Source organism: Streptomyces sp. AC627_RSS907 (genome assembly GCF_019049165.1).
In genome coordinates, this window is sequence record NZ_JAGMUE010000160.1 from 1 (window position 1) to 7,370 (window position 7,370).

The 7,370-nt window shown below is 72.8% G+C and carries 7 protein-coding genes; 5 read left to right on the forward strand and 2 right to left on the reverse strand.

Annotation, left to right across the window (positions count from 1 at the left end; genetic code table 11):
- Positions 1 to 300 precede the first annotated feature (300 nt).
- On the forward strand, positions 301 to 795 hold the full coding sequence (locus KUM32_RS29700) for a hypothetical protein (protein ID WP_217145073.1): 495 nt from the start codon (positions 301 to 303) through the stop codon (positions 793 to 795).
- A gap of 111 nt (positions 796 to 906) precedes the next feature.
- Positions 907 to 1,383 carry a large conductance mechanosensitive channel protein MscL gene (gene mscL / locus KUM32_RS29705; protein WP_217145068.1) on the forward strand — a complete coding sequence of 159 codons (477 nt, stop codon included), beginning with the start codon at positions 907 to 909 and terminating at the stop codon, positions 1,381 to 1,383.
- Between the two features lie 37 nt (positions 1,384 to 1,420).
- On the opposite strand, the gene KUM32_RS29710 is transcribed toward mscL, so the two are convergent.
- Positions 1,421 to 1,597 (reverse strand): hypothetical protein, encoded by a 177-nt coding sequence (locus KUM32_RS29710; RefSeq protein ID WP_217145069.1) that lies wholly within the window; start codon positions 1,595 to 1,597, stop codon positions 1,421 to 1,423.
- A gap of 110 nt (positions 1,598 to 1,707) precedes the next feature.
- On the opposite strand from KUM32_RS29710, the gene KUM32_RS29715 reads away from it, so the two are divergent.
- The 3 genes from KUM32_RS29715 to KUM32_RS29725 all read left to right on the forward strand — a co-directional run bounded on the left by KUM32_RS29715 (position 1,708) and on the right by KUM32_RS29725 (position 5,061).
- On the forward strand, positions 1,708 to 2,940 hold the full coding sequence (locus KUM32_RS29715) for a low temperature requirement protein A (RefSeq protein ID WP_374227565.1): 1,233 nt from the start codon (positions 1,708 to 1,710) through the stop codon (positions 2,938 to 2,940).
- A 39-nt stretch (positions 2,941 to 2,979) separates the two neighbouring features.
- On the forward strand, positions 2,980 to 4,014 hold the full coding sequence (locus KUM32_RS29720) for a P1 family peptidase (RefSeq protein WP_217145070.1): 1,035 nt from the start codon (positions 2,980 to 2,982) through the stop codon (positions 4,012 to 4,014).
- Between the two features lie 300 nt (positions 4,015 to 4,314).
- Positions 4,315 to 5,061 carry a DUF6227 family protein gene (locus tag KUM32_RS29725; RefSeq protein WP_217145071.1) on the forward strand — a complete coding sequence of 249 codons (747 nt, stop codon included), beginning with the start codon at positions 4,315 to 4,317 and terminating at the stop codon, positions 5,059 to 5,061.
- 92 nt (positions 5,062 to 5,153) lie between these two features.
- Here the strand turns inward: KUM32_RS29725 and KUM32_RS29730 are convergent, their stop codons facing one another.
- Entirely contained in the window at positions 5,154 to 7,301 is a 2,148-nt protein-coding gene (locus tag KUM32_RS29730) for a fructose-specific PTS transporter subunit EIIC (protein WP_217145072.1), read from the reverse strand.
- Positions 7,302 to 7,370 lie beyond the last annotated feature (69 nt).

Below are 7,370 nucleotides of genomic sequence, written 5' to 3' on the forward strand. Positions count from 1 at the left end.
GCTCGGGATCGGGCGGAAGGCTCGGGGTCGGGCGGAGGGCACGGGGTCGGGCGGAGGGTACGGGGTCGGGCGGTATCAGGGGGCCGGGCAGCAGGTAGGCGTCCGGGGGGCCGGAACGTCCTGTTCGGGTGAGGGAGTTGTCCACAACCGGCGGGTGGTCCACGGGCTCCGGCGGATGACGGCGAGATGCCTCATCGTGGACCGCAAGCCGATCCCTCGTCACAGGTGGTGGTCACCGTGTCCCGTTCCGCCGTCCCCTTCCCGCTTCCCCTCGGCACCGACGCACCCCCCACGTGCGAGGTGCCGCACTTCGCCCCCGTCCGGGTGCGCGGCGGGCGGCAACAGCTGAACCGCCTCGTGCGGCACCGGCGACGCGCCGTGGCCGCGGGGCTCGCCGTCACCGCCGCGGCACTGGTCGCGGCGGGCCCCCACGCGGGGGCCGGCGGGCAGGACGCCCAGCGGGCGCGCGGGCACCCGGTGACCGAGCCGGTACGGAAACGGCACGGGGCGGAGCTGGTGGCGGCGCCGGTCCGGATCGCCGACGCCGCCGCGGTGCGGCTGCTCAGGCCGGGCGACCGGGTCGACGTCGTCGCGGCCGGGGACGGCGGCGCGGGCGAGGCCTCCGTGGTCGCCCGTGGAGCACGGGTGACGAAGGTGCCGGAGCCCGCGGACGGCGGCTCGGCGGACGGCGGCTCGGCGGACGGTGCGCTGGTCGTGGTCTCGGTGCCGCGCGCCACCGCGCACCGGCTGGTCGGCGCGGGAGCCCTGTCACGGCTGGCGGTGACGCTGTGCTGAGCCTGTCAAGTCCCTCGTTCGAGCGACCGGATTGGACAGGGTGGCCCAACGCTGGCGTAGGTTGCGGAGCGTTTTATCCCCCCACCTGTTCATGCGAGGAGAGCCACCGAGGTGAGCGAGAAGAACGAGCCGAGCATCTGGCAGGGCTTCAAGGCCTTCCTGATGCGCGGAAACGTCATCGACCTGGCGGTGGCGGTAGTCATCGGCGCCGCCTTCACCAACATCGTGAACTCGGTGGTGAAGGGGGTCATCAATCCCCTGGTCGGAGCGTTCGGCACCCAGAGCCTGGACAGCTACAGCTCCTGTCTCAAGGGCCCCTGCACCGGTACGGGCGACAGCGCGACGGGCGTGCGCATCCTGTGGGGCTCGGTGCTGGGCGCCACCCTGTCGTTCGTGATCACAGCGGCGGTCGTCTACTTCCTGATGGTCCTGCCCATGTCGAAGTACCTGGCCCGGCAGGAGGCACGCCGCAAGGCCAAGGAGGGCACGCAGGAGATGATCGAGGTGACCGAGCTGGAGGTGCTCAAGGAGATCCGCGACGCGCTCGTCGCCCAGCGCGGCCCGGGTCAGGACCGGGACCGGTCGTAGCGGGCGCGGCTCGGCAGCGGGCGGGCGTCCGCCCGGCTCACAGGTGGTGGGGCGGCTTCTCGTCGAGGAAGCGCTTCAGGTCGGCCGCGCTGTCACCGGCGGGCCGCTCCCCCCAGCCGCGGTCGGTGTCGTCCGAGGACTGCTGGTCCAGCGGGTCGTCGAAGACCAGCGCGGGCCTGGGCTCGCGGGGCTCGGGTGCGGGCGTGGTACTCATGCCTTCCAGGGTACGGCCCGCCCCGCGGACGGCGTTCCGCCCGCCCGGCTCGTCCCGGCGGGCGGAGCCTTCGCAAGCGCGTTCGCGCCGTCTCTGCTCTGCTGGGAGCCATGATGTCCAGTCACGTCTCCGCAAGCGCACCCCCCGGCCCGTCCGACGGTCACCGGCCACTGCGCAGACTCACGGCCCGCAGCCGGCACGAGGCGCACCGCGTCGCCTCGCCGTTGGAGCTCTTCTTCGACCTGTGCTTCGTCGTCGCCATCGCCCAGGCCGGCGCCCAGTTGGTGCACTCGGTCGCCGAAGGGCATACCGGCGAGGGCGTCCTCGACTACGCGATGGTCTTCTTCGCCATCTGGTGGGCGTGGATGAACTTCACCTGGTTCGCCTCGGCGTACGACAACGACGACGTGCTCTACCGGCTCGTCACCCTGGTGCAGATCGCCGGTGTGCTGGTCCTCGCGGCCGGGGTCTCCCGGGCCTTCACGGACCACGACTACCTGGCCGTCGTGCTGGGCTACGTGATCATGCGCGTCGCCATGGCGGCGCAGTGGCTCAGGGCGGCCCGTTCCGCCGAGCCGCCGGAGCGCACCATGGCCCTGAGATACGCCGGTGGCGTGCTGGTCTGCCAGGTCGGCTGGCTGGGACTGCTGTTCCTGCCGGAGGGCGGGCGAGGCTGGCTGTACCTGGTGATGGTGGTGCTGGAGCTGTGCGTGCCGGCGTTCGCGGAGAAGAAGCACCCGTCGTCCTGGCATCCGCACCACATCTCCGAGCGGTACGGACTGTTCACGATCATCGTCCTCGGCGAGACCATCGCCGCGGCCACGGTCGCGGTGAAGTCGGGCATCGACGAGAACGACGCGCTGGGCGAGCTGCTGCCGATCGCGGCGGGCGGGCTGCTGATCGTCTTCGCCGCCTGGTGGGTGTACTTCGTGGTGCCCGTCCACGGCCATCTGCGGTCCAACAAGCAGTCGTTCCTGTGGGGCTACGGCCACTACCTGGTGTTCGCCTCGGCCGCCGCGATCGGCGCGGGTCTGGAGGTGGCGGTGGAGCAGTCGGTGGGCCAGGCGCACATCTCGACGCTCGCGGCATCCGCCTCGGTGACCCTTCCGACGGCACTGTTCCTGCTCACGGTGTGGGCGCTGCACGCGCGGCACTTCAAGGTGGGCGTCGCCGAGCAGTCGGTGCTGCCGGTGGCCGCGCTGCTGGTCGTCTGCTGCACCTTCCTCGGCGACCTGGCGGTGCTCGCGGCGGGGATCGTCCTGGTGCTGGCCGTGGCGGCCGGGGTGGCGCTCTCCGCGTGGCGGGATGGACGGCAGCGGGGCACGGCGGCGCCCGCGGCCTGATACCACCGGAGCCGCCGTGGCCTGGCCGACACTGGCGCCATGACAGTTGACGCATTGACGGACGTCGCCGACGTGCTGGTCGGGCACGCGACGCGCATCGGCGACGGGTGGCTCACGGGCACGACGGTGGTGCTCGCGCCACCAGGCGGGGCGGTCGCCGCGGTGGACGTGCGCGGCGGCGGGCCCGGCACCAAGGAGACCGACGCCCTCGATCCGCGCAACCTGGTGCAGAAGGTCGAGGCGGTGGTGCTGACCGGCGGCAGCGCGTACGGGCTCGACGCGGCGTCCGGGGTGATGGCCTGGCTGGAGGGGCGCGGGCGCGGGGTGCGCGTGGGCCCGGACCCCGCGCACGTCGTGCCGGTGGTGCCGGCCGCCTGCGTCTTCGACCTGGGGCGCGGGGGCGACTTCCGGGCCAGGCCGGACGCGGCCACCGGACGGGCGGCGGTCGAGGCGGCCCACGCGAGCGCGCCGGGTGCGCCGGTGGCCGAGGGGTGCGTCGGGGCGGGTACGGGAGCCGTGGTCGGCTCGCTCAAGGGCGGGATCGGCACCGCGAGCACCGTGCTGGACTCGGGCATCACGGTGGCGGCGCTGGTGGTGGCGAACGCGGCGGGGTCGGTGACGGACCCGGAAACGGGGGTGCTGTACGGGGAGTTGTTCCAGGGGCGGCGGGTGCGGTATCCCGAGCCCGGCGTCCACGAGGCCGCGGGACTGCGCCTCGCCGAGGTCGCGGCGCGCAACGCTCCGCCCCCGCTCAACACCACGCTCGCCGTGGTCGCCACCGACGCCGACCTGTCGAAGGCGCAGGCGCAGAAGCTGGCCGGCACGGCACACGACGGCATCGCGCGCGCGGTCCGGCCGGTACACCTGCTCAGCGACGGAGACACGGTGTTCGCCCTGGCGACCGGACGGCGCCCGCTCGACGCGGCGCAGCCACTCGCGCTGAACGAGGTGCTGGCGGCGGGCCCGGACGTGGTGACGCGCGCGATCGTGCGCGCCGTACGGGCCGCCGATCCGGTGGACGGACCGGGCGGGGCGTGGCCGTCGTACGGGGAGCTGTACGGGCAGAAGCGTTAGCGGCCGCACGGGAAAGGGACACGAGGAAGGGGCACGGAGGAAGGGGCATGGGGGAAGGAGCACGGGGTGCGGGCGAGCGAGGGCGCACGCGAAGGGGCGCACACGGGCTCACAGGGGTCCATGTGCGCGGCATTCCCCCGCTGAGCAGCGGCTTTTGACGGGCCGTCGGACGCGTGGGAATTTTCCTCGCGGCCCGCGCGTTTTTCATGCGCACGTTTTCTCGGTTCCCGGACATGATGTCCGACCGAGGGGCTACGGTATGCACCCACAAGGTGACATGCAGCAACGCCGGGAGAAACCTTGAGCGTTCCGTACGAGACGGCAGCGTACGAACCACCCGAGTCGCCCGAGTCTCCGGAGGAGCACCTCATGCGATTGCTCGGTCGCGCCCTGAACTCGTTCGAGCTGCCCGACGAGACGATACGGCGCCTGGACTGCGCGCTGGCGTACGACGGTTCCCTGCACTCCGCGCACCACAGCGCGGGGCTGCACCGCGAGACGTACCGGCACACCTGGCTGCTCGTCGACGGCACGGCGCTCACCCTCTGGGAGCTCGTCCACAACACCGTCCCGGGCGGTGAACCGCAGCACGAGGTGTACATCGACGAGGAGGAGTTGCGCACCGCCACCACCGGGCTGGCCCTGCCGCCGGACACCCCGGACTTCGAGCTGCCGGTGCAGGTGCAGCTGGCCGCGGTCCCCGCGCCCCGGCACACCTACGTCATCGACGGTTCGGCGGACCACGCCCGGCGGCTGCTGCGCCGCGCGGAGAACACGGACCGGCCCGGCGCGGACGTCGCCGCCCTGCTGACCACGGCGTCCGCGCACCAGATCACGCAGGCCTTCGGCGGCCCCGGCCGTACGGGACGTGCCGGAATCGGCTTCTCGCTCTACGAGCACGCGTTCCTGTTGGGTGACGGTGGTGAGCTCTCCCTCTGGGAGGTCGAGCACACGGCCACGCCCGACGGCCGGCACATGTGCGAGGTCTACGCGAGCGAGGACGCGGCCCGCCGGGCGATGGAGCGGCGCGCCGCGCAGGTCACCTGAGCGTGCGGGCCGTGAGTACGGGGACGGGCCGGGTCCCCGGGGGAACCCGGCCCGGAAGTCGCCCCCGCGCCTGACACCTGTCCTGACGTCCGTTACGCGGCCACCGGCTGCTCCGCGCCCGGCGTCGAGGCCGACGGGCCGACGGCGCCGGGTCCCTGCGCCGCCGCGTCCTGCGTCCGCTTGCGCAGGCCCTTGAGGACGAGCACCAGGGCCGTGGTGACGCAGACGCCGGCCGCGATGGCGACCAGGTAGAGCAGCGGGTTGCCGATCAGCGGGACCACGAAGACACCGCCGTGCGGGGCGCGCAGCGTGGCGTCGAACGCCATCGACAGGGCGCCGGTGATCGCGCCGCCCACCATCGAGGACGGGATCACCCGCAGCGGGTCGGCCGCGGCGAACGGGATGGCGCCCTCGGAGATGAAGGAGGCGCCCAGTACCCAGGCGGCCTTGCCGTTCTCGCGCTCGGCGGCGTTGAAGAGCCTGCCGCGCACGGTGGTGGCCAGGGCCATCGCCAGCGGCGGGACCATGCCGGCCGCCATGACCGCCGCCATGATCTTCATCGCCGGGTCGCTGGGATCCGAGACGGCGATGCCGGCGGTGGCGAAGGTGTAGGCGACCTTGTTGACCGGACCACCGAGGTCGGCGCACATCATCAGGCCGAGCAGCGCACCGAGCAGGACGGCGTTGGCGCCGGACAGGCCGTTGAGCCAGTCGGTCATCGCCTCCTGCGCGGAGGCGATGGGCTTGCCGATCACCACGAACATCAGGAGGCCGACGATCGCCGTGGAGATCAGCGGGATCACCACCACGGGCATGATGCCGCGCAGGGCCGCCGGGATGCGTATCCGCTGGATCGCCATCACCACGGCACCGGAGATGAGCCCTGCCGCCAGACCGCCGAGGAAGCCGGCGTTGACGGTCAGCGCGATCGAGCCGCCGACGAAGCCGGGGACCAGACCGGGGCGGTCGGCCATGCCGTAGGCGATGTAGCCGGCCAGCACCGGAACCAGGAAGGCGAAGGCCACGCCGCCGATCTGGAACAGCAGCGCTGCCCAGCTGTCGGCCTGGGACCACACGAAGTGGTCCATCACCGACGGCGCCTTGTTGATCTCGTAGCCGCCGATCGCGAAGCCGAGGGCGATGAGCAGACCACCCGCGGCGACGAAGGGAACCATGTAACTGACGCCGGACATGAGCCACGTGCGGAGCTTCGTTCCGTACCCCTCGCCGGACTCGCCGACGCGCTCGACGGGCGTCGTGCCGGTGGGACCGGCCGCCGTCACCTCCCCGCGGGCCGCCTTCTCGCGGACCTCGCCGATCAGTTCGCCGGGCCGGTTGATCGCCGCCTTCACACCGGTGTCGACGGTGGGCTTCCCGGCGAAGCGGTCCTTGTCCCGTACGGGCACGTCGTGGGCGAAGATCACGCCGTCGGCCGCCTCGATCACCGCCGGGTCGAGCCGGGTGAAGCCGGCCGATCCCTGGGTCTCGACGACGACTTCGACGCCCGCCTCACGGCCTGCGTTCTCCAGCGACTCGGCCGCCATGTACGTGTGCGCGATGCCGGTGGGACAGGAGGTGACGGCGACGACACGGAAGGGACGCTCCGGCCGCTCGGGCCCCGCCGCCTCACGCGCCTCGTCGGCACTGCCCGTGGTGGCCCCGGCGGAGGCCGCCGCCGGGGCCACCACGGTGTTCCCGTCACCTTCGGAGCCGCCTTCCAAGCCTTCGGAGCCGCCTTCGCGGTCGGCTTCGGAGTCGCCTTCGCGGTCCGTTTCAAAGTCGCCTTCACGGCCGGGCGGCTCCTCCCCGCGGATCAGCGCCGCGGCGGCCGACGCGTCGCCCACCGACCGCAGCGCGGCGGTGAACTCGGCGTTCATCAACTGCCGGGCCAGCGACGAGAGGATCGTCAGATGGGCGTCGTCGGCGCCCGCCGGAGCGGCGATCAGGAAGATCAGGTCGGCCGGTCCGTCCGCCGCGCCGAAGTCGACGCCGACCGCACTGCGGCCGAAGGCGAGCGACGGCTCGGTGACATGCTCGCTGCGGCAGTGCGGGATGCCGATGCCGCCGTCGAGGCCGGTCGGCATCTGCGCCTCACGGGCGGCCACGTCGGCGAGGAAGCCTTCCAGGTCGGTCACCCGGCCGTGGGCCACCAACCGCTCGGCGAGGGCGCGCGCCGCCGCTTCCTTGGTGCCGGCGGACAGGTCGAGGTCGACCAGGTCCGCGGTGATCATGTCGCTCATCGCGGAGCTCCTTAGCTCGCGTATCGCCCGGAACGGGCGTGACAGGCGGGGGCGGGGACGTGGGGGACG